This window comes from Sphingomonas sp. CCH9-E2 (genome assembly GCF_001557215.1).
Taxonomy (GTDB): Bacteria; Pseudomonadota; Alphaproteobacteria; order Sphingomonadales; family Sphingomonadaceae; genus Sphingomonas.
The window spans coordinates 1-261 of record NZ_LSJM01000246.1; the positions used below are offsets into that span (position 1 = coordinate 1).

The 261-nt window shown below is 64.0% G+C and carries 1 protein-coding gene; it reads left to right on the plus strand.

What is annotated here, in order from left to right; translation table 11 throughout:
* Positions 1-261 (plus strand): class I SAM-dependent methyltransferase (locus AX681_RS11555; protein WP_197424283.1); only part of this gene is annotated, 261 nt, incomplete at both ends.

A 261-nucleotide genomic window follows, 5' to 3' on the forward strand; every position in this document is an offset into this window, starting at 1 on the left:
CTGGCCCGCCTATCTGGCGACGATCGCGCGGGTGCTGAAGCCCGGAGGACGCGCGGCGATCCAGTATATCGCGATCGATGACGCGATCTTCGACGCCTATGCGCGCAATGTCGATTTCATCCAGGCCTATGTGTTCCCCGGCGGGATGCTGCTCTCTGAGAGCGGCTTTCGCGCGATTGCGCAGGCGCAGGGATTGCGCTGGACCGGCCAGCAGAATTTCGGGGTCGATTATGCCGAGACGCTGAAGCTGTGGCGGGAGGC